Genomic DNA, 23,655 nt, shown 5'->3' with positions numbered 1-23,655 from the left:
CGTCATCGGTGAGCGGGCGGGCGGTGTCGCGGCGGGGAACGGTGGGGGCCCCGTCCTAGACTCGGCGGTTCCCCGTACCCGACCGCTCCGGGAGTTCCTCCGTGCGCTTCGTGCACGCCGCCGACCTGCACCTCGACAGCCCGCTGCGCGGCCTGTCGCGGCTCGGCGACTCCGGGCTCGCCACGACGCTGCGCGCGGCGACCCGGCGGGCCTGCGAGAACCTCGTCGATGCGGTCGTCGACTCCCGGGCCGAGGCGCTCGTGCTGCCCGGTGACGTCTACGACGGCGACTGGAAGGACTACGCGACCGGCGCGTTCTTCGTCCGGCAGCTCTCGCGGCTGCACGACGAGGGCATCCCGGTGTTCCTCATCAGCGGCAACCACGACGCCGAGTCCGAGATCACCCGGTCGCTGCGGCTGCCGCCCAATACCCACCGGCTCTCGGTGGACGCGCCCGAGACCGTCGTCGACGACGACCTCGGCCTGGCCGTGCACGGCCAGGGCTTCGCCCGCCGCGCGGTGCTGGAGAACCTCGTCCCCGCCTACCCCGACCGGATCCCCGGCCTGGTCAACGTCGGCATGCTGCACACCTCGGTGCAGGGCGACGACCGACACGACACCTACGCCCCCTGCCGCCCCGAGGACCTGTCAGGCTGCGGCTACGAGTACTTCGCCCTCGGCCACGTGCACGAGCAGCGCGCCGTCTGCGACGGCCCGCACCCGGCCTGGTTCTCCGGGAACCTGCAGGGCCGCCACCCGCAGGAGCGCGGCGCGAAGGGCGCCCTGCTCGTCGACGCGGCCCCCGAGCGGTGGGCGACGGTCACCCCGCTGGTCCTCGACGTCGCCCGCTGGGAGCTCGTCGAGGTCGACATCGCCGGACTCGGCGGCGCGGACGAGGTCTACGAGGCCGTCGAGTCCGCGCTGCGCGAGCGGTGCGCCGCCGCCGCGCCGCGCACCGTCGTCGCCCAGGTGACGCTGCACGGGGCCGGGCCGGCCGCCGCGGACCTCACCTCCGCCGAGGGGGTCCGCACCGAGCTGGAGCTGCTCGCCGAGCGCTGCGGCGCGGTGCTGGAGAAGGTCCGCAACCGCACCCGCCCGCCCGCCGGGGCGCTCGCCGTCGACCCGGAGCTGACCGCCGCGGTGTCCGCCGCCGCGGCCGGTCTGGCCGCCGAGCCGGACCGCATCCGCGAGCTCGCCGCCCCGCTGGAACGCGAGGTCGGCCGCCGGCTGCGCGAGGCGGGACTGCTGGACCTGCGCGACGACGAGCGCCTCGCCGCGCTGGCCCGCCAGGCCGAGCAGCAGCTGCTGGCCCGGATGGGCGGGTCGTGAGCACGACCGCGCGGCTGCGGACCCTGGTCCTGGAGCGCTACGGCGCCTACGAGGGCCGCGAGCTGACCCTCGGCGACGGTCTGACGATCGTGTCCGGCCCCAACGAGGCCGGCAAGACCACCCTGCTCGACGCCCTGTCCGACCTGCTGTGGGGGATGCCCCGCCCGGTGCGCCACGCCTACGCCGTCGGCCCGTCGCGGCTGGCCGTCTCGGCCCGGGTCGCCGCTGCGGGGGCTGAGACCGTGCTCCGCCGCACCACCCGCGGCCTGCACGACGACACCGGCGCCGTCGCCGACCCGCCCTGGGGTGAGTCCGGTGCCGACGCCCGGCGCCGCTGGCGGGAGGGGTTCGGGCTCGGCCACGAGGAGCTGCGCGAGGGCGGCCGGGCACTGTGCGCGGGGGAGGGGGACCTCGCCGAGCTGGTGTTCACCGCCCGCAGCGGCCGCGACGCCCGCGCCCTGATCGCCGCGCTGGACACCGAGGCCGACGCCCTGTTCAAGGACCACCGGGGTAACCGGTCGGTCGAGGTGCGCGCGGCGTTCGCCCGGTTCACCGAGACCGAGAAGGCCGTGGGGGAGCGGGTGTCGCGGGCCGGTGAGGTGACTGCGCTGGCCGAGGAGATCGCCCGTCTGGAACGCCGCGCCGCGGAGCTGACCCGCACCCGTCGCGCGGCGGCGGGGGCGGCGGACCGGGCCCGGCAGGCCGTCCGCGGCCAGGACCCGGCCCGGGAGCTGGCCGCGCTGCGCGCCGAACGCGCCGCCCTGTGCGCGACCGGCGCCGCCCTCGACGCGGCCTCGCTGGAGGAGTACACCCGTGCCACCGCCGCGCTGGCCGACGCCGAGACCGCCCGCGACGAGCACCGTGCCACCGCCGACGCACTGCGGGCCCGCCGCGCCGAGCTCGACCTCGACGAGGACCTGCTCGCCGACGCCACCCGGGTCCGCGAGCTGGAGTCCGCCGCGCAGGCCCGCCGCGGCGACGCCGAGCGGGCGGCCCGGCTGCGCGCCGACGCCGCCGAGGCCCACCGCCGCGCGGAGACCGCGTTGGCCGGGCTGGTCGCCGAGGACGGGCGCAGTCCCGCCGACCGGCTCGCCGCCGTCCACCTGCCGGCCGACCGGGCCCGCGACCTCGACGAGCACGCCCGCCGCCTCACCGAGGCGATCGCGGAGCAGACCCGTGCGGAGCGGTTGCACACCGACGCGCTCGCCGAGGTCCGCGAGGTGGCCGACGTCCCGGGCGGTCTCGACGCCGACCGGGTCGGCCGGGTCGCCGAGGTCCGCCGCGCGATCGAGGCCGAGGGCTCCGCCGCCGCGCTGTGCCGCTCCGCCGTCGCCGACCGCGACGGCGCCCGCACCCGGCGCGGCGAGGCGCTCGCCGCGGCCGGGTACCGCGGCACCCCCGACGGCACCCCAGACTGCACCGCCGTCGACGGTCGCGGTGTGCTGGCCCCGCCGCGCCGCGAGGTCCGGGAGCTGCGGGCCGCGCTGCGCACCGCCGAGCAGGACCAGCGCGGCGCCGAGCGGGCCGCCGCGGACGCCGCGGACCGCGCGCACCGCGCCCGGGCCGCCCGCGACGGGGTGGCCGCCGACGGCCGCCCCGTCGGCGCGGACGCGCTCGCCGCGGCCCGCGCCGCCCGTGACACCGCGCTGGAGCAGCTGCTCGCCGCGGGGCCGGGCGGCGCCGCCGCGGCCGCGGGCAGGCTGTCCGCCGCGCTCGCCGGGGCCGACCGGGTCGCCGACGACATGATCGCCTCCGCGGACCGGGTCGCCGAGCTGGCCCACCGCGACGCCGAGCTCGACACCGCCGACGCCGAGGCCGCCCGGACCGCGGCCGCCGCTGCCGCGGCCGGGGAGCGCACCGCCGCCGCCGGCACGGCCTGGGCGACGCTGTGGCGGGCGCACGGCGTCGCCGTCCCGGACCCGGACGACGCCGACGCCGTCGTCGCCGCGCTGGCCGAGGCCGCCCGCGCCGAGGACGACGCCGCCCGCGCCGACGAGCGCCTGGCCCGGCTGCGCGACCAGGCCGAGGTACAGGAACGGGCGCTGGGCTCCGCGCTCGCCGCGGCCGGGCGCCCACGCGACGGCGCCCCGCTGGACGTGCTGCTCGTCGCGGCCGCCGACCTCGCCACCGAGGCCGAGCACGCCCGCGACCGTCGGGTGCTGCTGGCCCGGCTGCGCAGCGAGGCCGAACGCGCCGGGGGAGCGGCCGACGCCGCCCGCCACGAACGGGAGCTGGCCGCCCAGCGCTGGCGGTTCGCGCTGCGCGGCGCCGGGCTGCCCACCGACCTCGAGCCCGCGGGCTGGGACACCCGCCGCGACACCGTCGCCGACGCCCGGACCGCGGGGGCGCTCGCCCGTCAGGACGACGAACAGGCCCGCCGCCTGGAGCGCGCCGTCGCCGCACACGGGCGGGCGGTCGTCGCGCTGGTGGAGCGGCACCTGGAGCCCGCACCGACCGGTACCGCGTCCGCGGACCGGCTCGGCGAGCTCGCCGACCGCGTCCGCGAGGTCACCAAGGCCGCGGTGTCGGCCGGCCATCTCGACGACGGCATCACCGCCGCCGAGGACGACGCCGCCCGTGCCGCCCGCAGCGCGGCCGCGGCGACCGCGGTGCTGGACCGGCTCGCCGTCGAGCTGGCCCTGACCGAGGCCCCGGAGCCGGGCGGGCTGGAGGCCGCGGCGCAGCGGGGCGCGCACGTCGCCGGGCTCGACACCCGCATCGCCGAGCAGGAGCGCCTGCTGGCCGCCGCCGCGCCCGACCTCGACGCCGACGAGCTGGTCGCGGCGGCCCCGGACACCGAGCCCGGTGCGCTGACCGAGGCGCTGGACCGGGCGCAGGCCCACGAGCGCGAGCTCGGGGCCGAGCAGGACGAGGTCCGTGAGCAGCTGGGCGGGCTGCGGGCCCGACGCCGCGAGCTGGAGGAGGCCGAGGGTGCCGCGGAGCTGTACGCCCGTGCCCAGTCCGAGCTGGCCGGCGTCGCCGACGCCGCGGAGCGCTACCTGGTGCTGCACCTGCAGCGCGAGATCCTGCGTCGCGAGCTGGAGGCCTACGAGCGCAGCCACGCCTCCCCGCTGCTGGTCCGCGCCGGGGTGGTGCTCGAACGCCTCACCGGCGGCCGGTTCGTCGCGCTGCGGCCCCCGGCCGAGGCGGGCGGCGCCGGACGCAGCCTGGTCGCGGTGCGCGCCGACGGCGAGGAGCTCGCCCCGACCCGGCTCTCGGAGGGCACCGCCGACCAGGTGCACCTCGCGCTGCGCCTGGCCGGGATCGAGCAGCTGCAGGCCGACCGGGTCGCCGCCGGGCTCCCGACGGTGCCGGTCGTGTTCGACGACGTCCTCATGACCTTCGACGACGAGCGCGGCGCCGCCGCCGTCGCCGTGCTGGGGGAGCTGGCCGCCACCGCGCAGGTGCTGCTGTTCACCCACCACGAGCACGTCGTTGGGCTCGCCCGCGACGCGGGCGTCGGGTTCACCGTCGCCGAGCTGGGGCCGCCCGCCCCGGTCGAGGTCGTCGGCGACGCCGACACCGCCCGCGCCACCCCGCTGGCCGGCTGAGCGGAGCGATCACGGAGACTCACCGACGTGGACGCGTGCGGTGAACGGTTCGTGATCGTCAGCGGCGACTCCCGGGCCGAGGTCGACGAGGTCGGGGCGGCGCTGGCCGGTTTCTCCCAGGGCGGCCGGGTCCGGGTCGAGCCGCACCCGCCCACGGCCCGCCCGCCGAAGGGCTCCGGCGCGGTGCTCGCGCCCTGGCCGAACCGGGTCCGCGGCGGCGCCTGGACCCACCGCGGGACCCGCAGGCAGCTCGCGCTGACCGAGCCGGACGCCGGCAACGCCATCCACGGCCTGCTGCGGCACGTGACCTGGACCCCGGTGGAGCGGGCGGGGGACCGGATCACGCTGACCGCCGTCGCGCCGGTGCAGCCCGGCTGGCCGCAGCCGGTGCGGGTCACGGTGACCTACGCCGTCGGCCGCGACGGGCTCACCGTCACCACGGTCGTGGAGAACCTCGGGGACGCGCCCGTCCCGTTCGGCCTCGGCTTCCACCCGTACCTGCGGGTCGGTGACGTGCCGACCGACGAGCTGGAGCTGACCCTGTCCGCCCGGACCGAGCTGCCGCTGCGCGACCAGCTCCCGGACGGCCCGGCGCGGCCGCTGGACGGCGCGGTCTCCCGGACCCGGCTCGCCGGGCTGGTCCTGGACAGCGCGTTCGGCGGCTGCACCCCCGGCGACGGCCCGGACGGCGGCGCCGACGGCCGGGTCCGGCACCGCGTCGGGTCCCGGGACGGCGGCGGCACCGAGCTGTGGGCCGACGCGGCGTTCGGCTGGGTGCAGGTCTTCACCCCGTCGGACTTCCCGCGCCAGGGCCCGGACGGAGCGGTGACGCCGTCGCGGGCGATCGCGGTCGAGCCGATGACCTGCCCGCCGGACGCGCTGAACTCGGGCACCGACCTGATCGAGCTCGTCCCCGGCGAGTCCCAGGTGCTGCGCTGGGGCGTCCACGCCACCGGGTGATCCGGATCATCGCCGGGAGTGGAATACCGGAGAGGTCGTTGAACGCTCTACCTTCTGTGACTGCCGAGACCGCTTCCCCGGTGCTCCTGCCCCGCCTCGACGAGGCCGGCCGCGCCGCCCTGTTCACCGAGGCCCGCACCGCCAACACCTTCACCGACGAGCCCGTCACCGACGAGACGCTCCGCGCGGTGTGGGACCTGGCCCAGTGGCCGCCGACCGCGGCCAACACCCAGCCGCTGCGCGTGACCTTCGTCCGCAGCGACGAGGGGAAGCAGCGCCTGCTGCCGCTGCTCGCCGAGGGCAACCGGGCCAAGTCCGAGGCCGCCCCGGTCATCGCGATCCTGGCCGCGGACCTCGACTTCCACGAGCACTCGGACACCACGTTCCCGGTCAAGCCCGGCTTCCGCGAGGGACTGGAGTCCCAGGGCCGTGAGGGCCGCGAGCCGATGGCCCGGTTCAACGCCTCGCTGCAGATCGGCTACGTCCTGCTCGCCGCCCGCGCGCACGGCCTCGCCACCGGCCCGATGGCCGGCTTCGACGCCGACGCCGTCACCGGGGAGTTCTTCCCCGGCGGCCGGCACCGCGCGCTGCTCGTGGTCAACCTGGGCCACCCCGGCCCGGACGCCTGGCACCCGCGGCTGCCCCGCCTCGACGCCGCGGACGTGCTCGACTTCGCCTGACCGCGCCACGACCGCACCGACGGGAGCGTCCGCACAGCGGGCGCTCCCTCGGCGTCCGCGAGCTCACCCGCAGGTCTGCAGCGCCGCCAGCAGGCTCGACGCCCGGTCGTCGACGTCCTCGGCGCGCATCTCGTTGGTGAGGAAGGAGAACCCGAGCCCCCGCTCGGGCCAGGCACCGTGCCGCCCGCCGCCCGCGCCGGAGTGGCCGAACGCGACCGGCTCGGGTCCGTAGGTCCCGATCGGGTCGGCGAGCTCGAAGCCGAGGCCGAACCGCAGCGGCCGGTCGTTGACCGCGTCGGTCCCCTCCGACCAGGTCCGGGTGGCCCGGGCCAGCGCCGCGGCCGGTACCGGGGAGACCCCCGGTGCCGGGCCCGACGGGCACAGCGCCGCGTAGAACCGGGCCATCGACGGGGCGCTCGCCAGGCCGGCCCCGGCCAGCCCGCCGGACCGGTGGTAGACGCCCGTGTTCGGCAGGTCCGGCTCCTCGAGCAGCATCCGGTACATCCGTTCGACGAGTCGTCGACGCCGCGGGTCGGTGAGGAACGTCGAGATCCGGTAGTCCGGGTCGCGCACGATCCGCGCCGGTCCCGGCGGGGCCGCACCCAGGAACACCCGGGCACCGGGGACCTGCGCGACCAGGTCGCGCACGACCGCACGGGAGTCCCGCCCGGTGACCCGCGCCAGCAGCTCCGCGGTCATCGCCCCGTAGGTCGTCGGGTGGTAGGCGACCGCCGTGCCCGGCTCCCACAGCGGCTCCTGCCGGGCGAGCACCGCGGCGCACGCCCGGTCGTCCCACCGGTCGGCCCCCACCGGCTCGGGGTCGGGGTACAGCAGCCCGGCGGTGTGCGAGAGCACCTGGCCGACGGTCACGCGCTCCTTGCCGCCCGCAGCGAACTCCGGCCAGTACCGGGCCACCGGAGCGTCCGGTTCCAGCCGGTCGGACACCGCCGCGCAGGCGGCCGCGGTCAGACCCTTGGTGCCGGAGAACAGCACCGCGACCGTGTCCGCCTCCCAGGGCCGTCCGGTGGCGGGGTCGGCGAGCCCGCCGTGCAGCTCGACGAGCACCTCCCCGTCGCGGACCACCGAGAACGCGACGCCGGCACGGCTCCCGGCGAGCACCGCGGCGAAGGCGTCCGCGACGGCGGAGTACCCGGGCGCGACGGTGCCCTTCATCCCTCCGCTCATCGGACCGCCGCCATCGACGGCGTGTGCGCCAGCAGCTCGCGGGTGTAGTCGTTCGCGGGGTTCGACAGGACCTCCTCGACGGTGCCCTGCTCGACGATCCGGCCGCCCTGCAGCACCGCGATCCGGTCGGCCACCTCGCGGGCCAGGGCGATGTTGTGGGTCACGAACACCATCGCCGTGCCCAGCTCGCGGCGGACCAGGGCGAGCAGGTCCAGGATCGCGGCCTGCACCGACACGTCCAGCGCCGAGGTGACCTCGTCGCACACCAGCACGTCCGGTGCGGTGACCAGGGCCCGCGCGATGGCCGCACGCTGTCGCTCGCCGCCCGAGAGCGACCCCGGGTAGCGCGCCGCGAACGACTCGTCGAGCCGTACCTGACGCAGCATGTCCAGGACCCGGGCCCGGCGGGTGCCGGCGTCGGCGTCGGTGAGGTGGCGCAGCGGAACCTCCAGCGACCCGGCCAGGGTCCGGCGCGGGTTCAGCGACGCGAACGGGCTCTGGAACACGTACTGCACGCTGCGCAGCTGGGCGTGGGACCGCGGGGTGGCCAGCTCCTCGCCCTTGAGCGTCAGCGTCCCCGCGTCCAGCGGCAGCAGCCCGGACAGCCCGCGGGCCAGTGTGGTCTTCCCCGAGCCGGACTCGCCGAGCAGCATCAGGCACTCGCCAGGCCACAGTTCCAGGTCCACCCCGTCGAGGACGGTGGTCGCGCCGTAGCGCTTCCCGGCGCCGGACACCCGCAGCACCGGCTCGCCGCCCGCGTCGCCGCTCGGGACCGGTGCCCGCTCGACACGCCGGTCCAGGTCGGGCACCGCGGCGATCAGGCCCCGCGTGTACGGGTGCTCGGGTGCGGTGAGCACCCGGGCCACCGGCCCGGTCTCGACGACCTCCCCGGACTGCATGACCGCCACCCGGTCCGCCAGCCCGGCGACGACGGCGAGGTCGTGGGTGATGTAGAGCGCCGCCGTCCCCGACCGGGTCACCAGCTCCCGCACGGTGTCCAGGACGAGGTCCTGGGTGGTGACGTCGAGCCCGGTCGTCGGCTCGTCGAGCACGACGACGTCGGGCCGGTTCGCGAACGCGGCCGCGATCCCGACCCGCTGTTGCTGCCCGCCCGAGAGCTGGTGCGGGTAGCGGGCCAGGAATGCGTCGTCGTCGGGCAGGCCGACCTCGGCGAGGACCTCCCGGACCCGGCCGGTGACGTCACCGTCCCAGGAGTGCGCCTCCAGCACCTCGGCGACCTGGGTGCCGACCCGCAGCAACGGGTTCAGTGACAGCGCCGGGTCCTGCGGCACGTAGCTGACCAGCCGGCCGCGGACCCCGCGCAGCGTGACCGGGTCGAGGGTGAGCAGGTCGTCGTGGGTCTCGGTGTGGCCGTGGAACGCCATGGTGCCGCCGGTGTGCGCGAGCCCGGTCCGGAAGTGGCCGAGCGCGGCCAGTGCCGCCGTCGTCTTCCCGGAGCCGGACTCGCCGACCAGCGCGAGGATCTCACCCGGGGCGACCGCGTAGTCGACACCGTGCAGCACCTCCCGCCCGCCGGTGGTGGACACGCGCAGGCCCGTGCAGCCGATCGTGGGTGTCGCGGTGGCGGTCATGCGCCCTCCCCGGTGGTGTCGGCCGACTCCTTGGCGAGGGCGTCGGTGATCATGTTGGTGCCGACGGTGAGGATCGCGATGGCCAGCACCGGCAGCAGGACGCCCCAGGGGGCGACGATCAGCGCGATCCGGTTCTCGTTGATCTGCAGGCCCCAGTCCGCGGCGGGCGGCTGCACGCCGAGACCGAGGAACGACAGCGAGGCGATGTAGCCGATCGAGTAGGTCAACCGCAGGCCCAGCTCCACCATCAGCGGGCCGGTGATGTTCGGCAGGATCTCGGTGCCGAGGATCCGGCGGCGCGGGACGCCGTACATCCGGGCGGCGAGCACGTAGTCCTGCCCGGCGACCGACAGCGTGGCCTGCCGCGCGACCCGGGCCACCCGGGGGATGTGCGAGATCCCGATGACCAGCACCAGCAGCCAGCCGGACGAGCCGAGCACGGCCACCGCGAGCAGCGCCAGCACCAGCTGCGGGAACGACAGCAGCACGTCGCCGCCCCGCATGATCAGGGTGTCGAGCCGGCCGCCGGAGTACCCGGCGAGCATGCCGGCGGCCGCACCGCCGACCAGGCCCAGCGCGGTCGCGGCGAGCGCGTAGAGCAGGACCGGCCCACCACCCGCGAGGAAGCGGGCGACCACGTCGCGCCCGAGGTCGTCGGTGCCGAGAACCCCGTCCGAGCTGAACGGGCGGCCGGCGAAGTCGTCGACGCCGAAGCCGGTCAGCAGAGGGCCGAGCGTCGGCCCGAGCAGGGCGACGGCGACGACGACCAGGGTCAGCGCTGCGCCGATCCGGGCCTGGCGGCGCCGGAAGGTGCGCCGGACGAGTCCGGCCGGTGCGGACGCGGCGCCGGAGGTGACGGGGGGACTGGTGACGCTCATCGGGTACCTCCGGCGGTACGGATCCGCGGGTCGGCCAGGATCCCGGCGACGTCGGCGGCCAGGTTGACCACGACGTAGAACGCGGCGATCAGCATCGAGATCGCCTGGACCACCTGCACGTCGCGGTTGTTGACGGCGTCGATCAGCGCCTGCCCGATGCCGGGGTAGCGGAACAGGAACTCGACGACCACGACGCCGCCGGCCAGCCACGCCAGCTGCAGTGCCAGCACCTGCGCGACCGGCCCGATCGTGTGCGGGACGGCGTGGCGCAGCAGCACCGTGCGCTCGGGCAGCCCCTTGAGCCGGGCCATCTCGACGAACCCGGTGTCGAAGGTCTCCGACAGCGTCGCCCGGGTCATCCGGACGACGTAGGGGATCACGACCAGCGCCAGGGTCAGCACCGGCAGCACGAGCTGCCCGGGGCGGGCCCACACGGGCTCGCCGGGGCGGGCGATCGTGACCGACGGCAGGACCTGCAGCACCGAGGTCGCGAACAGCACGACGAGCAGCACACCGATGACGAACTCGGGCAGCGCGGCCAGGACCAGGCTGGTGCCCGACAGCGCGGAGTCGGTGCGGGTGCCGCGACGGACCGCGGCCCAGGCGCCCAGCGCCAGGGCCACCGGGGTGGCGACGAGCGCGGTGAGCACCAGCAGGACCGCGGACGCCGTGATCCGGCCACCGAGCAGTTCGGTGACCGGCCCCTGGGTGGCGGCGGAGAAGCCGAGGTCGCCGGTGAGGACACCGCCGAGCCAGCCGAGGTAGCGCTCCCAGACCGGGCGGTCGAGGCCGAGCTGCTCGGTCAGCGCCGCGACCCGTTCCGGGGTGGCCTGCTGACCGAGGATGGCGCGAGCCGGGTCGCCGGGCAGCAGCAGCGTCGCCGCGAAGACCAGCAGCGACACCACGAACAGGACCAGGACGCTCACCAGCAGCCGCCGGAGGATCATTCTCGTCACGAGGCTCATGCGCCGACCCATGCCTTCCGGAACTCGTAGCCGGACAGCGACAGCCCGGTGCGGCTGGGCGTGAGCCCGCCGACGTAGGTCTGGTGGGCGTCCACCCGGTTCGGGAAGCCCCAGATGAGGTAGCCGCCGCGGTCGTACTCGATGCGCTGGGCCTGGCGGACCAGCTCGCCGCGCCGGGCCGTGTCCACCTCGGCGCGGGCCCGGCGGACGATCCGGATGTACTCGGCGTCGTTCCAGTGCGTCTCGTTGAACGGCGAGTCCGGGAGCGACGACGACCCGGCCTGCGGCAGGTAGTTGCGGGTGTTCCAGAAGCTCTGCGCGAACTCCCACTGCAGGTACTGGTCGGAGAAGAAGGTGGAGGTGTCCACCCGGCGCAGCCCGATGTCGATGCCGGCGGCGCGGGCCTGGGTGACCAGCACCTGCGCCGACTCCACCGAGCCCGCCTGGATCGGTGAGGTCACGAGCTCCAGGGACAGGTTCGGCTTCCCGGCGGCGGCCAGCAGGTCGCGCGCCCGCTCCAGGTCCTGCTCCCGGCGCGGGTCCAGGTAGTCGGGGTCGAAGCGGCCGTAGAGGTCGCCCGCGGCGACGCCCTGGCCGGAGAGCACCTGGGCGACCATCTCGCCGCGGCCGGTGGCCAGGCGCAGCGCCTGCCGGACCCGGACGTCGTCGAACGGTTCGACGTCGACCCGCATCGTGAACGGCAGCCAGCTGCCGGTCTCGGCGGTGAGCAGGGAGATCGAGTCGTAGGCGCCGACCACCTGGGTGAGCGACAGCGGTACCTGGTCGATCGCGTCGACCTGCCCGGACAGCAGCGCGTTGATCCGGGCGTCCTCCTCGCTGAAGTTGATCAGCTCCAGTCGGTCGACCCAGGGCTGGTCCGGACGCCAGTACCCGTCGTGGCGGACGAAGGCGCTCTGCTGCCCGGGGGAGAAGGACTCGAACCGGAACGCACCCGTACCCACCGGACGGTCGACGGAGAAGTCGGCCGGGACGATCCCGCAGCTGTACTCGGCCAGGTACTGGTCGAACACCGGCCCGGGCTCGCTGAGCACGAACCGGACCCGGTCGTCGCCGACCACGACGACGTCGGTGAGCGTCTCCAGCTGCGCGGCGCCGGACTTGGGGTCGGCCGGGTCGGTGATCCGCCGGAAGGTCGCGACGACGTCGTCGGGGGTCACCGGGCGCCCGTCGTGGAAGGTGATGCCGGGCCGGATGGTCGCGGTCCAGCTGCGGGCGCCGGGGTCGGGGCGGACGGACGCGGCGACGGCGGGCTGCAGCGTGTAGTCGTCGTCCCAGCGCACGAGGGGCTCGTAGAGGCTGACGACGCGGGCGATGTCCGGGTTGGTGGCGGGGCTGTGCGGGTCGAGGGAGTCCGACGATCCGCCGCCGGTCACCCCCACCCGCAGGACCCCGCCGCGGCGGGGGGCTCCGGCCTCACGGGCCGTGGCCGGCCCGCCGCAGCCGGCCAGGACGGCCGCCGCGGCGAGGCCGGCCGCTCCACCCAGCAGGCGGCGGCGGGAGAACCCGCCGCGCGCCGGTGTCGGGCTGATCATGAACGTGTCTCCTCGCAGAGGGCCCCGGTCGCGCCGGGGCCGCGGTCTCGGGCACATCACGTCGAGGGGCGCCGCACCTCCCCCCGGCCGACGGCGGCGATGGACCGGCCCGCGTGCTCGGGCTCGCCGGGCACGTGGAGGGCGTCGAGGGCCGCGGCGACGTCGTCGGGGAACGGCTCGGCACCGTCCGGGCCGACGTGCAGGCACATCAACTCCTCGGTCGCCCGCAGGCGGCCGTCGACGTACAGCTCGTGCCACAGGCGCAGCCGCTTCGCGTCCCGGCCGAGGACCCGGGTCCGCACCTCCAGCGCCGCGTCCGGGCCGATCTCGCGCAGGTACCGGACGTGCGCCTCGACGGTGTACAGCGAGCGGCCGGTGGCCGCGCGGTACCCGGCGTCCATCCCGGTCCGGTCCATCAGCGCGGTCGTGGCGTCGCCGAACACGAGCACGTAGTACGGCTCGGACAGGTGGCCGTTGTAGTCGATCCACTCGGGACGGACGACGTCGTGGTGCACCGGCGGCGCGCTCACCGGGCGGTCCCCCGGGCCGCGGCGACCGCCCGGCGGACCGCGATCACGGCCCGGTCGCGCTCGGCGACAAGCTCTGCCATCGGCCGCCCACCGGCGGAGACCTCGGCGCCGGCGACCATGTCGTCGCGCAGCTGCGGAGTCAGCTCCGGGGCCTCCAGGCGCGTCCACGGCGCCTTCAGCGACGGTCCGAAGTGGTCCAGCATGTGCGCCATCCCGCCCTGACCGCCGGCCAGGTGGAAGGTCAGGCAGGGACCGTGCACCGGCCAGCGCAGCCCCGGGCCGTCGGTGATCGAGCGGTCGATCTCCTCGGGGGTGGCCTCACCGGCGGCGACCATGTGCAGCGCCTCGCGCCAGATCGCCTCCTGCAGCCGGTTCGCGATGAAGCCGGGCAGCTCCCGCTCCATCTCGATCACCGACTTGCCGATGTGCCGGTAGAAGTCCGCGGCCCGCGACGCCGCCCAGGCCTCGGTCTTCTCGCCGCCGACGACCTCGACCAGCGGGATCAGGTACGGCGGGTTGAACGGGTGCCCGACGACGAGCCGGCCCGGCTCGGCCGCGGTGGTCGCCATGTCGGTCATCGGGAACCCCGAGGTCGACGACGCCACCACCACGTCCGGCCCGGCCGCCACGGCGGCGTCGGCCAGCTCGGACAGCAGGGCGCGCTTGAGCTCCAGGTCCTCCGGGGCGCTCTCCTGCACGAAGTCCGCTCCCGCGACGGCCTCGGCCGCGGTCGGGTGCACCGACAACGCGTCCCGGTCGGCGCCCTCGGCCAGGCCCAGTTCGGTGAGCGCGGGCCAGGCGGCGTCGACCACCCGGCGCAGCTTCTCCCCGGCGTCCGGGGCGGGGTCCCAGGCCCGGACCCGCAGCCCGCGGGCCAGGAAGTACGCCGCCCAGCCGGCGCCGATCACCCCGGCGCCGATGCAGGCGACGGTCCGGATCTCCGTGACGGGACGCGGCTCAGGCACCGGTGCGCTCCTTCAGGCCGAGGATCTCCCGGGCGCGGTCCGGCGTCGCCACCGAGGCACCGAGGTTCTGCACGATCTCCACCGCCCGCTCGGTCAGCTGCTCGTTGGTCGCCTTCACCCCGCGCGAGAGGTAGAGGTTGTCCTCCAGCCCGACGCGGGCGTGCCCGCCGGCCAGCACCGACTGGGCCACCCACGGCAGCTGGTCGCGCCCGATCGCGAACGACGCGAAGTTCGCGCCCTCGGGGAGCAGGTTCACCTCCGCGGCCAGCACGCCCGGGTCGGCCGGGGCGCCGTAGGGGATGCCCATGCACAGCTGGAACAGCGACGGGGCGTCGATGAGGCCCTCCTCGACCAGCACGGTGGCGAACCACAGCTGGCCGGTGTCGAAGATCTCCAGCTCCGGCTTCACACCGAGCTGCTGGACCCGCCTGGCGCCGGTGCGCAGCATGTCCGGGGTGGAGATGTAGAGCTGGTTGCCCTCGCCGAAGTTGAGCGAGCCGCAGTCCAGCGTGCAGATGTCGGGCAGCAGCTCCTCGACGTGCGGGAGCCGCTCCAGGGCGTTGACCAGGTCGGTGCCGTCGATCGGCTTCAGCGGGTCCTCGGCGTCGATCACCAGGTCACCGCCCATACCCGCGGTCAGGTTCAGCACGACGTCGACGCCCGAGTCCCGGATCAGGGTCACGGTCTCGCGGTAGAGCTCCACCGCCCGCGACGGGCTGCCGGTCTCCGGGTCCCGCACGTGGATGTGCACCACGGCGGCGCCGGCCCGGGCCGCGGCGATCGCGTCCGAGGCGATCTGGGCCGGGGTGACGGGCACGTGCGGGCTGCGGCCCACCGTGTCCCCGGCCCCGGTCACCGCGCAGGTGATGATGACGTCACGGTTCATCCGTTCTCCGTTCGCTCCGTGCGTGCCGGTGCCGCGAGCACGGCCCGATCGATGAAGGCGGCGAGGTCCGCGCGCATCTGCGCGGCGGAGGTGCCGGGGGTACGCGCCATGACCTGGATGCCCAGGCCGTCGACCAGCGCGGTGAGCTGCCGGGCGGCGTCACCGGCGTCGGGGACGAAGACCCCGGCGGCGGCGCCCTCGGTGAGGGTCATGGCGACGGTGCGGAACCAGCGGTCGTAGGCGTCCCAGTACAGATCGCGCCGAGCCGGGTCGATCGCCGACTCCGCCCACACCTGGATCCAGATCGACCACTCGCGCTCCAGCAGCGCGCCGTCGGGGAGCTGGAGGTCGATCAGCCGCAGCAGCCGGTCGTGCGGGTCGGCGATCGTGTCGAGCTCGGCGACCTGGCGGTCGAAGGCGAGGCGCACGTTGTGCCGCAGCGCGGAGTCGAGCAGCTCCGAGCGGGTGGGGAAGTGGTAATGGATCGCCGCCGGGCTGGTGCCCGCCGCCCGCGCGACGTCGGCGGTGCGGACCCGGTGGTATCCGTGGTCGGCGATCAGTTCCCAGGCCGCGTCGAGGATCCGGCCGCGGGTGCCGTGGGTCCCGCCGGGCTCGCGGCCGGGGTCGGGCTCGGCGGCCGCGGCGGCGGCCCCGGTGGGGACCGCGGTCCGGGCGCGGGCGCCGTCGCGGCCGTGCAGCAGCCGGGCCACGGTCTCGCCGGTGACGTCGGCGATGCGGACGAGTTCGTCGGCGGCGAAACGGCGGCGCCCGGCGAGCGACTTGGACAGCTTGGTCTCCTCCAGCCCGACCGCGGCGGCGAACCGGCGCTGGGTCCAGCCGTCCCGCTGCAGCAGGGCGCGCACCCGCCCGGCCACCGCGTCCTCGGCGGTCCGGGGGGTACAGGGGTCGGTCACCGGGCGACCGTAGGCCGAGACTTGCGATGAGCGCAAGCATCGAATCGGATCGTTCGAGCACACGAGGTGTTTCCCGGAGGTTTCCGGTGCGTCGACCAGTTCGCGGGAGCTGCTCTCGGAAGCGCTTGCGTCGGACGGTGTGGGCGGTAGGGTCGGCCTCTCACCCGACGGCGCGGAGGGGCGCCGGGGACGTGGCGAGGGGGACCATGCGTTCGCTGGACGAGACCGGGATCTGGACCGACGGGATCGAGGGCGTGGAGGTCCCCGGCTACGACCGGGCCACCGTCGGCCGCGGGATCGTCCACATCGGCGTCGGCGGTTTCCACCGCGCGCACCTCGCGATGTACGTCGACGCGCTGCTCGCCTCGGGCGGGGCACCGGGGTGGGGGATCTGCGGGGTCGGTGTGCTCGCCGCCGACGACCGGATGCGCGACGTGCTCGCCGCCCAGGACGGGCTGTACACACTCGTGCTCAAGGAGGCCGACGGGACGCTGACGCCCCGGGTCGTCGGGTCGCTCGTCGACTACCTCTACGCCCCCGACGACCCCGAGGCCGTCATCGAGCGGATCGCGCACCCCGACACCCGGATCGTCTCGCTGACGATCACCGAGGGCGGCTACGCGATCGACCAGAAGACCGGCGAGTTCGACCCGGACTTCCCCGGCATCCGCGCCGACCTCGACGCGATGGCCGCCGGCTCCGCCCCGACCGGGGCGTTCGGGCTGGTCGTCGAGGCGCTGGCGCGCCGCCGGGAGCGCGGCACCGGCCCACTCACGGTCATGAGCTGCGACAACATGCAGGGCAACGGCGACGTCGCCCGCCGGGTGTTCACCGGCGTCGCCCAGCTCCGTGACGCCGAGCTGGGCGCCTGGGTCGCGGAGTCGGTCACCTTCCCGAACTCGATGGTCGACCGGATCACCCCGGCCACCGCCGACACCGACCGCGAGGCCCTCGCCGGGCGCTTCGGGCTGCGCGACGGCTGGCCGGTCGTGTGCGAGCCGTTCACCCAATGGGTGCTCGAGGACCACTTCGCCGCGGGCCGCCCGGAGTTCGAGCGGGTCGGGGTCCAGGTCGTCGAGGACGTCGTCCCCTACGAGTTCATGAAGCTGCGCCTGCTCAACGCCACCCACCAGGCGCTGGGCTACCTCGGCTACCTCGCCGGGCACCGCTACGTGCACGAGGTCGCCCAGGACCCGACGTTCGCGGCGTTCCTGCGCGGCTACATGGACGACGAGGCCACACCGACGCTGCGCCCGGTGCCCGGCATCGACCTCGACGCGTACAAGGACACCCTGCTGGAACGCTTCGCGAACCCGGGCGTCGCCGACACCCTGATGCGGATCAACTACGGCAGCTCCGACCGGATCTCGATCTTCCTCCTGCCGGTGGTGCGCGAGCAGCTCGCCGCGGGCGGGCCGGTCGAGCGGGCCGCGGCCGTCGTCGCCGGATGGTGCCGCTACGCCGAGGGCGCCGACGAGCAGGCGCGGGAGATCCCCCAGCAGGACCGCCTGGCGGAGGAGATGACCGCGCTCGCGCGGGCCGAGCGGGACACCCCGGGGTCGTTCCTGTCCCACCGCGGGGTGTTCGGCGACCTCGGTTCCGACGAGCGGTTCGCCGGAGCGTTCCGGTCGGCGCTGGAGTCGCTGTGGTCCCGCGGCGCCGCGGCGACCGTCGCCGACCTCGCGTGACCGGCAGGGGGAACCGATGAGTTCCCCACACGTCTGCGGTCGTAGCCGATGACCCCTCGCCTCGACCCCGGGAGACCACAGTGGGCACGATCGACGTGCACGAGTTCATCAGCCTCGACGGGGTCGTCTCCGACCCGTCCTGGACGGCGGAGTACGGCTTCACTGACGCGATGGGGGAGGCGATCGGCCGGCTGACCGACGCGGCGATCCTGCTCGGTCGGAACACCTACGAGATGTTCCACCCGGCATGGTCGGCCCGCGGGCACGACGTCGAGTCCGGCGGCGCGTTCTTCAACGGCGCGCCCAAGCACGTCGTCACGTCCACCCTGGCCGACCCGTTGGAGTGGGAGAACTCCCGGGTGCTCGGCCCGTACGACCCGGCGCGGATCCGGCAGCTCAAGGACGCGACCGACGGCGGCATCTACGTCTCCGGCAGCGTCACCCTGGTCCGTGCGCTGCTCGCCGACGGCCTGGTCGACACGCTCAACCTGTTCGTCTATCCGGTGTCGCTCGGGGCCGGGCTGCGGCTGTTCGCCGAGGGCGCGCGGGTGCCGCTGCGGCTGCGCGAGTCCGAGGCCTACGAGAACGGCGTGGTCCGGCTGACCTACGGTCCGCCGCTCACCTGAGTCCGGGCGCGCTCAGTCCGGCAGGGCCGCGAAGGCCTCTCGGGTGGCCGCCAGCACGTCGCCGTAGACCCGGCGGGCCGGCGGGCCCGCCGGGTCGGCCAGCCAGCCGGCGACGGCGACCTGCATCACCGCCATCGCACCGGCCGCGGCGAGCCGGTGGTTCTTCGCGGGGGTGTCGGCGCCGTCGCGCTCGGCGAGCGCCTGCGCGACGGTCTGCTCCACGGTCCGCCCGACGTGGGCGATCCGCGGGTGCAGCTCGGGGTGGGCGCGCAGCAGCTCCATCTGCCCGTGCCAGGTCGGGCTGGTCGTCAGTGCCACGGTGACCTCGGCGAGCACCGCCGTCGCCGCCCCGAGCGGGGAGACCTCGGTCCGGGCGCGGACCTCGGCGGCGAGCTCGTCGAGGGAGGTGGTGTCCCAGTCGAACAGCACCGCGTCCTTCGACGGGAAGTGGTTGAAGAACGTGCGCGGCGCGACGTCGACGTCGGCGCAGATCTCCTCGACGGTGAACGCGTCCGGGCCCTGGGTGCGCGCGCGTTCCAGGGCCGCGGCGCGCAGCGCCTGGCGGGTCCGCACCTTCTTGCGCTCCCGCAGCCCGTGGCAGTGCGCCTCCTGGTCGGTCAGCATCTCGCCGATCATGCCCGTCCCACCTCTCCCGCTGGTCCCGGCGCGGCTCGCACCCTCGGAACGTGCGGGGAGTGCAGTCGTGCAGTCACTGCAGTGTGCTCGTACATTCGTGAGCACCGCAAACTATTGCATGATGCAAGCCCGGACGGAGGACGCGTGTCACAGGAGAAGGCGCGGGAACCGGAGCGGCCGCCGCGCCGGCGCCGGGGGACCCGGTCAGCCGTGCGCCAGCAGCGCTGCCCCGATGATCCCGGCCTCGTTGAGCAGCCCGGCCGGGACGAGCTCGGTGCGGGTCCGCACGTAGGGCGACCACTTCTCGAACTTCTTGCTCACCCCGCCGCCGACCACGATCAGGTCCGGCCACAGCAGGTTCTCGACGTGGGTGAAGTAGCGCTGCAGCCGCCCGCCCCACTCCTCCCAGTCCAGGTCCTCGCGCTCGCGGGCGGAGTCCGCGGCGCGTGACTCGGCGTCGAACCCGTCGATCTCCAGGTGCCCGAACTCGGTGTTGGGCACCAGCTTCCCGTGGTTGACCAGCGCCGACCCGATGCCGGTCCCGAGGGTCACGACGAGCACGAGCCCGTGATGGTGGTCGGCGGCCGCGCCGAACCCGGCCTCGGCGACGCCGGCGGCGTCGGCGTCGTTGACCAGCAGCGCGTCCCGGCCGGTGACCCGGCGCAGGACCGCGGCGGCGTCGCAGTCGATCCAGGCCCGGTCCACGTTGGCCGCGGTGCGGGTCACGCCGTGCTGGACGACGGCCGGGAACGTGCAGCCGAAGGAGTCCCGCCAGTCGAACTCGTCGAGGATCTGCGTGACGGTCTCGGCGACCGCCTCCGGGGTGGACGGCTGCGGCGTCGGGATCCGCACCCGGTCCGCGGCCAGCCGGCCCTTGTGCAGGTCCACCGGGGCGCCCTTGATGCCGGAGCCGCCGATGTCGATACCGAACCCGAGTGCGTGCGTGCTGCTCACGCCCCCGATCCTTCCAGGGCCGCCGCGACCACGCCGCGCGCCTCGTCCTGGACGCGCGTCAGGTGCTCCGGCCCGCGGAAGCTCTCGGCGTAGACCTTGTACACGTCCTCGGTGCCCGACGGGCGGGCGGCGAACCACCCGGCGTCGGTGACGACCTTCAGCCCGCCGATCGCGGCGTCGTTGCCCGGGGCGCGGGTGAGCTTCGCGGTGATCGCGTCCCCGGCGAGCTCGGTGGCGGTGACGGCGTCGGCGTCCAGCTTCGACAGCGCCGCCTTGTCCTCCCGGGAACAGGCGACGTCGGTGCGGGCGTAGGCGGGGGCGCCGAACCGCTCGGTGAGCCGGGCGTAGTGCTCGCTGGGGGTCGACCCGGTGACCGCGGTGATCTCCGAGGCCAGCAGGGCGAGCAGCAGGCCGTCCTTGTCGGTGCTCCAGGGCGAGCCGTCGCGGCGCAGGAACGACGCGCCCGCGCTCTCCTCGCCGCCGAAGCCGATCTCCCCCGAGCGCAGGCCGGGAACGAACCACTTGAACCCGACGGGCACCTCGACCAGCCTGCGGCCGAGGTCACCGGCGACCCGGTCGATCATCGACGAGCTGACCGCGGTCTTGCCGATCCCGGCGGCCGCCGGCCAGCCGGGGCGGTGGGCGAACAGGTAACCGATCGCGACGGCGAGGTAGTGGTTCGGGTTCATGAGGCCGCCGTCGGCGGTGACGATGCCGTGCCGGTCGGCGTCGGCGTCGTTGCCGGTGGCGATGGTGAAGGGGGCCGGGTCGGCCTCCATCCGGGCGCGCAGCGACGCCATCGCGTACGGCGAGCTGCAGTCCATCCGGATCTTCCCGTCCCAGTCCAGGGTCATGAACCCGAAGGCCGGGTCGACGTCGGGGTTCACCACGGTCAGGTCCAGGCCCCAGCGCTGCGCGATCACGCCCCAGTAGTCGACCGAGGCCCCGCCGAGCGGGTCCGCGCCGATGGTGACGCCGGCGTCGCGGACCGCGGCCATGTCGAGCACCTGGTCGAGCTGGTCGACGTAGGTGCCGAGGTAGTCGTAGCGGTGCGCGGCGGCGGCGTCGAACCGGGCGCGGCGCACCTCCGTGAGCCCGCTCTCGAGCAGCTGGTTGGCCCGGTCGGCGATCCAGGACGTCGCCTCGGTGCCGGCGGGGCCGCCGTCCGGCGGGTTGTACTTGAAGCCACCGTCGGCGGGCGGGTTGTGCGACGGGGTGACGACCACGCCGTCGGCGAGGTGCCGGACGTCGCGCCCGGCGTTGGTCACGAGGATCGCGTGCGAGATCGCCGGGGTCGGGGTCAGCCCGTCCCGGGAGTCGACGACGACGTCGACGCCGTTGGCGGCGAACACCTCGGCCGCGGTGCGCCAGGCCGGCTCGGACAGCGCGTGGCTGTCGCGCCCGAGGAACAGCGGGCCGTCGGTGCCCTGCGCGGCCCGGTACTCGACGATCGCCTGGCTGGTGGCGGCGATGTGGTCGTCGTTGAAGGTGGCGGTGAACGCCGACCCGCGGTGCCCCGACGTGCCGAACGCGACCCGTTGCACGTCGACCGACGGGTCGGGGTGGGTCGCGGCGTACGCGGCCAGCAGCGCGTCGACGTCGACGAGGTCCTCGGGGCGGGCCGGGGTCCCGGCGCGCTCGTGCACGGTCATGCCGCGATCCTTCCTCCTCGCCGCGGCCCACGCCACCGCCTACCGTTCCGCGGTGTGCGGATCGCGTCGTTGCTCCCTGCCGGGACCGAGATCGCCGGGCGGCTCGGCCTGGCCGCCGACCTGGTCGGCGTCACCTTCGAGTGCGACGACCCGGTGGGCGTCCGGGACCGGGTGCCGGTGGTCGTCGGCTCCGCGCTGCCGCCCGCCGCGTCGCCGGGGGAGATCGACGCCGTCGTCCGCGAGCGGGCCGCGGCCGGGCTGCCGCTGTACGAGGTCCACCGCGCCCGGCTCGGCGCCGCCGACCCGGAGCTGATCCTCACCCAGGACCTGTGCGCGGTGTGCGCGCTGCCCGGCTCGACCGTCGCGCAGGTGCAGGAGGAGCTCGGGACCCGGGCCCGGGTGCTGTCGCTGGACCCGCACCGGCTGGCCGACGTGCTCGACGCGGTGACCGCGGTCGGCGCCGCGGCCGGGGTGCCGGACCAGGCCGCCGCGCTGGTCGCGGGCCTGTCGGCGCGCCTCGACGCCGTCGCCGCCGCCGTGCGGGGCCGCCCGGCGCCGCGGGTGCTGGTGCTGGAGTGGACCGACCCGCCGTTCCTGCCCGGGCACTGGGTGCCCGACCTGGTCACCGCGGCAGGTGGCGTCCCGGTGGCGGCCGCCCCGGGCGGGCGCAGCACCGCCGTCGACCCGGCCGACCTGCCCCCGTGCGACGCCGTGCTGGTCGCGCCGTGCGGCTTCGGCCTCGACGACGCGCTCGCCCAGGCCCGCGCGGCGCTGCCGTGGCTGCCCGCCGGGGTCCCGGTGCACGCGATCGACTCGGCGTCGTTCGTGGTGCGGGCCGGTCCACGCCTGGTCGACGGGGTCGAGGCGATCGCCGCCCTGCTGCACCCCGGTGCGGTCCCGGCGCCGCCGCCGGGGAGGGTCGCGCGGGTCCGCTGAGCGGGCCTCAGGCCGCGCCGCCCGGGCCGAGCCGCCGGCCGACCAGCCGCGCGATCCACGGCGCGACCAGCAGCATCAGGATCACCCGCAGCACCTGCACCGCGACCACCGAGGTGACGTCCACGCCGGAGGAGATCGCCGTCGCCAGCACCGCGTACACCCCGCCCGGGGTGGTCGCGAGGTAGCCCTCCAGCGGGGTCATGCCGGTGAAGTGCGACAGCAGCAGCCCCAGTCCGGCGCAGAGCGCGACGACGCCCAGGATCAGCGCGGTCGCCAGCGGCAGCACCCGCGCGACGGTGCCGAGCGCGGCCCGGGTGAAGCGCAGCCCGGCCTGCCAGCCGATGACGGCGTAGGCGACGTCGACGAGCGGCAGCGGCACCGACGCGGCGAAGGAGAACCCGGCCAGGCTGATGACCAGCGCCACCACCATCGGTCCGAGCAGCGCACCGGCGGGGACCCGGGCGAGCTTCCCGAGCGGGACGCCGACGCCCACGCACAGCGCGGTCACCGCGAGCCCGACCGACCACGGCGCGCCGGGGCCGGTGGTCGCGGCGGCGGGTGCGCCGGGGGAGGCGCCGTAGACGACCGCGGCGACCACTGGCATCGTCGCGGTGACCAGCCCGACCCGCAGGTACTGGATGACGGCGACGGTGCGCTCGTCGCCGCCCAGCTCGCGGCTGATCGCGACGAGCCCGGACGCGCCGCCCGCGGTCTGCGCGAGCATCCCGGTGAGCGGGGTGACCCCGCGCTGCAGACCCATGAGGAGTCCGGATCCCATGCTGACCAGCAGCGTCGCGAGGCTGATCAGCAGGACCGGCAGCCACTCGGCTGCCACCGCGGCCAGGGTGTCCGGGCGGGCGAGCAGGCCGATGACGACGCCGATGACCGCCTGCGCACCCGACGTCGCCGGGCGGGCGACCCGGGCGGGGCCGAGCCCGGTCAGGGCGAGGACGGTCGCGACCAGCAGCCCGGCGAACAGGGCGGGGGAGGGCACGTCGACCGCGGCGAGCCCGGCGGTCACGAGCACGGTCAGCGCGGCGAGCAGCAGCCAGCGCCACCATCCGGACAGCGACGGGCGGGGGCTCACCGTGTGATCACGACCCGAGCCTAAATGGGACAGGCGTACTGGTGCGCGGTGAGTCGGGACACGATCGTTGTCGAGAGCGAACGACCACG

General features: G+C 75.6%; 20 protein-coding genes. 7 read left to right on the top strand and 13 right to left on the bottom strand.

Annotation, left to right across the window (positions count from 1 at the left end; genetic code table 11):
* Positions 1-101: 101 nt before the first annotated feature.
* The 4 genes from DMP15_RS16610 to DMP15_RS16595 all read left to right on the top strand — a co-directional run bounded on the left by DMP15_RS16610 (position 102) and on the right by DMP15_RS16595 (position 6,519).
* Positions 102-1,328 carry a metallophosphoesterase family protein gene (locus DMP15_RS16610; RefSeq protein WP_337826130.1) on the top strand — a complete coding sequence of 409 codons (1,227 nt, stop codon included), beginning with the start codon at positions 102-104 and terminating at the stop codon, positions 1,326-1,328.
* Positions 1,325-4,879 carry an AAA family ATPase gene (locus DMP15_RS16605; protein ID WP_337826129.1) on the top strand — a complete coding sequence of 1,185 codons (3,555 nt, stop codon included), beginning with the start codon at positions 1,325-1,327 and terminating at the stop codon, positions 4,877-4,879. Before DMP15_RS16610 ends, DMP15_RS16605 begins: the two co-directional genes overlap by 4 nt.
* Before the next feature lie 27 nt (positions 4,880-4,906).
* Positions 4,907-5,839, top strand: a complete 933-nt coding sequence (locus tag DMP15_RS16600; protein WP_100877823.1) for an aldose 1-epimerase family protein — start codon at positions 4,907-4,909, stop codon at positions 5,837-5,839.
* 80 nt (positions 5,840-5,919) lie between these two features.
* Positions 5,920-6,519 carry a malonic semialdehyde reductase gene (locus tag DMP15_RS16595; RefSeq protein ID WP_073574955.1) on the top strand — a complete coding sequence of 200 codons (600 nt, stop codon included), beginning with the start codon at positions 5,920-5,922 and terminating at the stop codon, positions 6,517-6,519.
* 63 nt (positions 6,520-6,582) lie between these two features.
* On the opposite strand, the gene DMP15_RS16590 is transcribed toward DMP15_RS16595, so the two are convergent.
* The 9 genes from DMP15_RS16590 to DMP15_RS16550 are packed head-to-tail and all read right to left on the bottom strand — an operon-like array spanning position 6,583 to position 15,987.
* On the bottom strand, positions 6,583-7,692 hold the full coding sequence (locus tag DMP15_RS16590) for a serine hydrolase domain-containing protein (RefSeq protein WP_073574954.1): 1,110 nt from the start codon (positions 7,690-7,692) through the stop codon (positions 6,583-6,585).
* Between the two features lie 8 nt (positions 7,693-7,700).
* The gene (locus DMP15_RS16585) at positions 7,701-9,296 is read right to left on the bottom strand and encodes an ATP-binding cassette domain-containing protein (protein ID WP_073574953.1); all 1,596 of its coding nucleotides are present in this window, start codon (positions 9,294-9,296) and stop codon (positions 7,701-7,703) included.
* Positions 9,293-10,174 carry an ABC transporter permease gene (locus tag DMP15_RS16580; protein ID WP_073574952.1) on the bottom strand — a complete coding sequence of 294 codons (882 nt, stop codon included), beginning with the start codon at positions 10,172-10,174 and terminating at the stop codon, positions 9,293-9,295. Before DMP15_RS16580 ends, DMP15_RS16585 begins: the two co-directional genes overlap by 4 nt.
* Positions 10,171-11,130 carry an ABC transporter permease subunit gene (locus DMP15_RS16575; protein WP_073575351.1) on the bottom strand — a complete coding sequence of 320 codons (960 nt, stop codon included), beginning with the start codon at positions 11,128-11,130 and terminating at the stop codon, positions 10,171-10,173. The genes DMP15_RS16580 and DMP15_RS16575 overlap by 4 nt, the downstream gene beginning before the upstream one ends.
* Before the next feature lie 5 nt (positions 11,131-11,135).
* The gene (locus tag DMP15_RS16570; RefSeq protein WP_073574951.1) at positions 11,136-12,692 is read right to left on the bottom strand and encodes an ABC transporter substrate-binding protein; all 1,557 of its coding nucleotides are present in this window, start codon (positions 12,690-12,692) and stop codon (positions 11,136-11,138) included.
* A gap of 56 nt (positions 12,693-12,748) precedes the next feature.
* Positions 12,749-13,222 carry a thioesterase family protein gene (locus DMP15_RS16565; RefSeq protein WP_073574950.1) on the bottom strand — a complete coding sequence of 158 codons (474 nt, stop codon included), beginning with the start codon at positions 13,220-13,222 and terminating at the stop codon, positions 12,749-12,751.
* Positions 13,219-14,187, bottom strand: a complete 969-nt coding sequence (locus DMP15_RS16560) for a 3-hydroxyacyl-CoA dehydrogenase NAD-binding domain-containing protein (RefSeq protein ID WP_073574949.1) — start codon at positions 14,185-14,187, stop codon at positions 13,219-13,221. The genes DMP15_RS16565 and DMP15_RS16560 overlap by 4 nt, the downstream gene beginning before the upstream one ends.
* Entirely contained in the window at positions 14,180-15,073 is an 894-nt protein-coding gene (locus DMP15_RS16555) for a 3-keto-5-aminohexanoate cleavage protein (protein WP_337826128.1), read from the bottom strand. Before DMP15_RS16555 ends, DMP15_RS16560 begins: the two co-directional genes overlap by 8 nt.
* Positions 15,070-15,987 (bottom strand): TetR/AcrR family transcriptional regulator, encoded by a 918-nt coding sequence (locus DMP15_RS16550; protein WP_073574947.1) that lies wholly within the window; start codon positions 15,985-15,987, stop codon positions 15,070-15,072. Before DMP15_RS16550 ends, DMP15_RS16555 begins: the two co-directional genes overlap by 4 nt.
* A gap of 206 nt (positions 15,988-16,193) precedes the next feature.
* Here DMP15_RS16550 and DMP15_RS16545 point away from each other — a divergent pair, with 206 nt between their 5' ends.
* Both DMP15_RS16545 and DMP15_RS16540 read left to right on the top strand, forming a co-directional pair.
* Entirely contained in the window at positions 16,194-17,675 is a 1,482-nt protein-coding gene (locus tag DMP15_RS16545) for a mannitol dehydrogenase family protein (protein ID WP_337826127.1), read from the top strand.
* A gap of 80 nt (positions 17,676-17,755) precedes the next feature.
* The gene (locus tag DMP15_RS16540; protein WP_062402989.1) at positions 17,756-18,301 is read left to right on the top strand and encodes a dihydrofolate reductase family protein; all 546 of its coding nucleotides are present in this window, start codon (positions 17,756-17,758) and stop codon (positions 18,299-18,301) included.
* Between the two features lie 12 nt (positions 18,302-18,313).
* On the opposite strand, the gene DMP15_RS16535 is transcribed toward DMP15_RS16540, so the two are convergent.
* From DMP15_RS16535 to pgm, 3 genes are all read right to left on the bottom strand, one after another.
* Positions 18,314-18,937, bottom strand: coding sequence for a TetR/AcrR family transcriptional regulator (locus tag DMP15_RS16535; RefSeq protein WP_337826126.1), 624 nt, complete (start codon positions 18,935-18,937; stop codon positions 18,314-18,316).
* A 204-nt stretch (positions 18,938-19,141) separates the two neighbouring features.
* Positions 19,142-19,891, bottom strand: a complete 750-nt coding sequence (gene ppgK, locus DMP15_RS16530; protein WP_073574944.1) for a polyphosphate--glucose phosphotransferase — start codon at positions 19,889-19,891, stop codon at positions 19,142-19,144.
* Entirely contained in the window at positions 19,888-21,543 is a 1,656-nt protein-coding gene (gene pgm / locus DMP15_RS16525; protein WP_073574943.1) for a phosphoglucomutase (alpha-D-glucose-1,6-bisphosphate-dependent), read from the bottom strand. The genes ppgK and pgm overlap by 4 nt, the downstream gene beginning before the upstream one ends.
* 54 nt (positions 21,544-21,597) lie before the next feature.
* Here pgm and DMP15_RS16520 point away from each other — a divergent pair, with 54 nt between their 5' ends.
* Positions 21,598-22,479: an ABC transporter substrate-binding protein gene (locus DMP15_RS16520; protein ID WP_073574942.1), complete on the top strand. Its 882-nt coding sequence runs from the start codon at positions 21,598-21,600 to the stop codon at positions 22,477-22,479.
* 7 nt (positions 22,480-22,486) lie between these two features.
* Here the strand turns inward: DMP15_RS16520 and DMP15_RS16515 are convergent, their stop codons facing one another.
* Positions 22,487-23,566: an AbrB family transcriptional regulator gene (locus DMP15_RS16515; RefSeq protein ID WP_073574941.1), complete on the bottom strand. Its 1,080-nt coding sequence runs from the start codon at positions 23,564-23,566 to the stop codon at positions 22,487-22,489.
* Positions 23,567-23,655 lie beyond the last annotated feature (89 nt).

This window comes from Pseudonocardia sp. UM4_GMWB1, from assembly GCF_017312155.1.
Classification (GTDB): Bacteria; Actinomycetota; Actinomycetes; order Mycobacteriales; family Pseudonocardiaceae; genus Pseudonocardia; species Pseudonocardia alni.
Note: the sequence above shows the minus strand (reverse complement) of the source record. Positions and strands in the feature narration are given on the sequence as shown.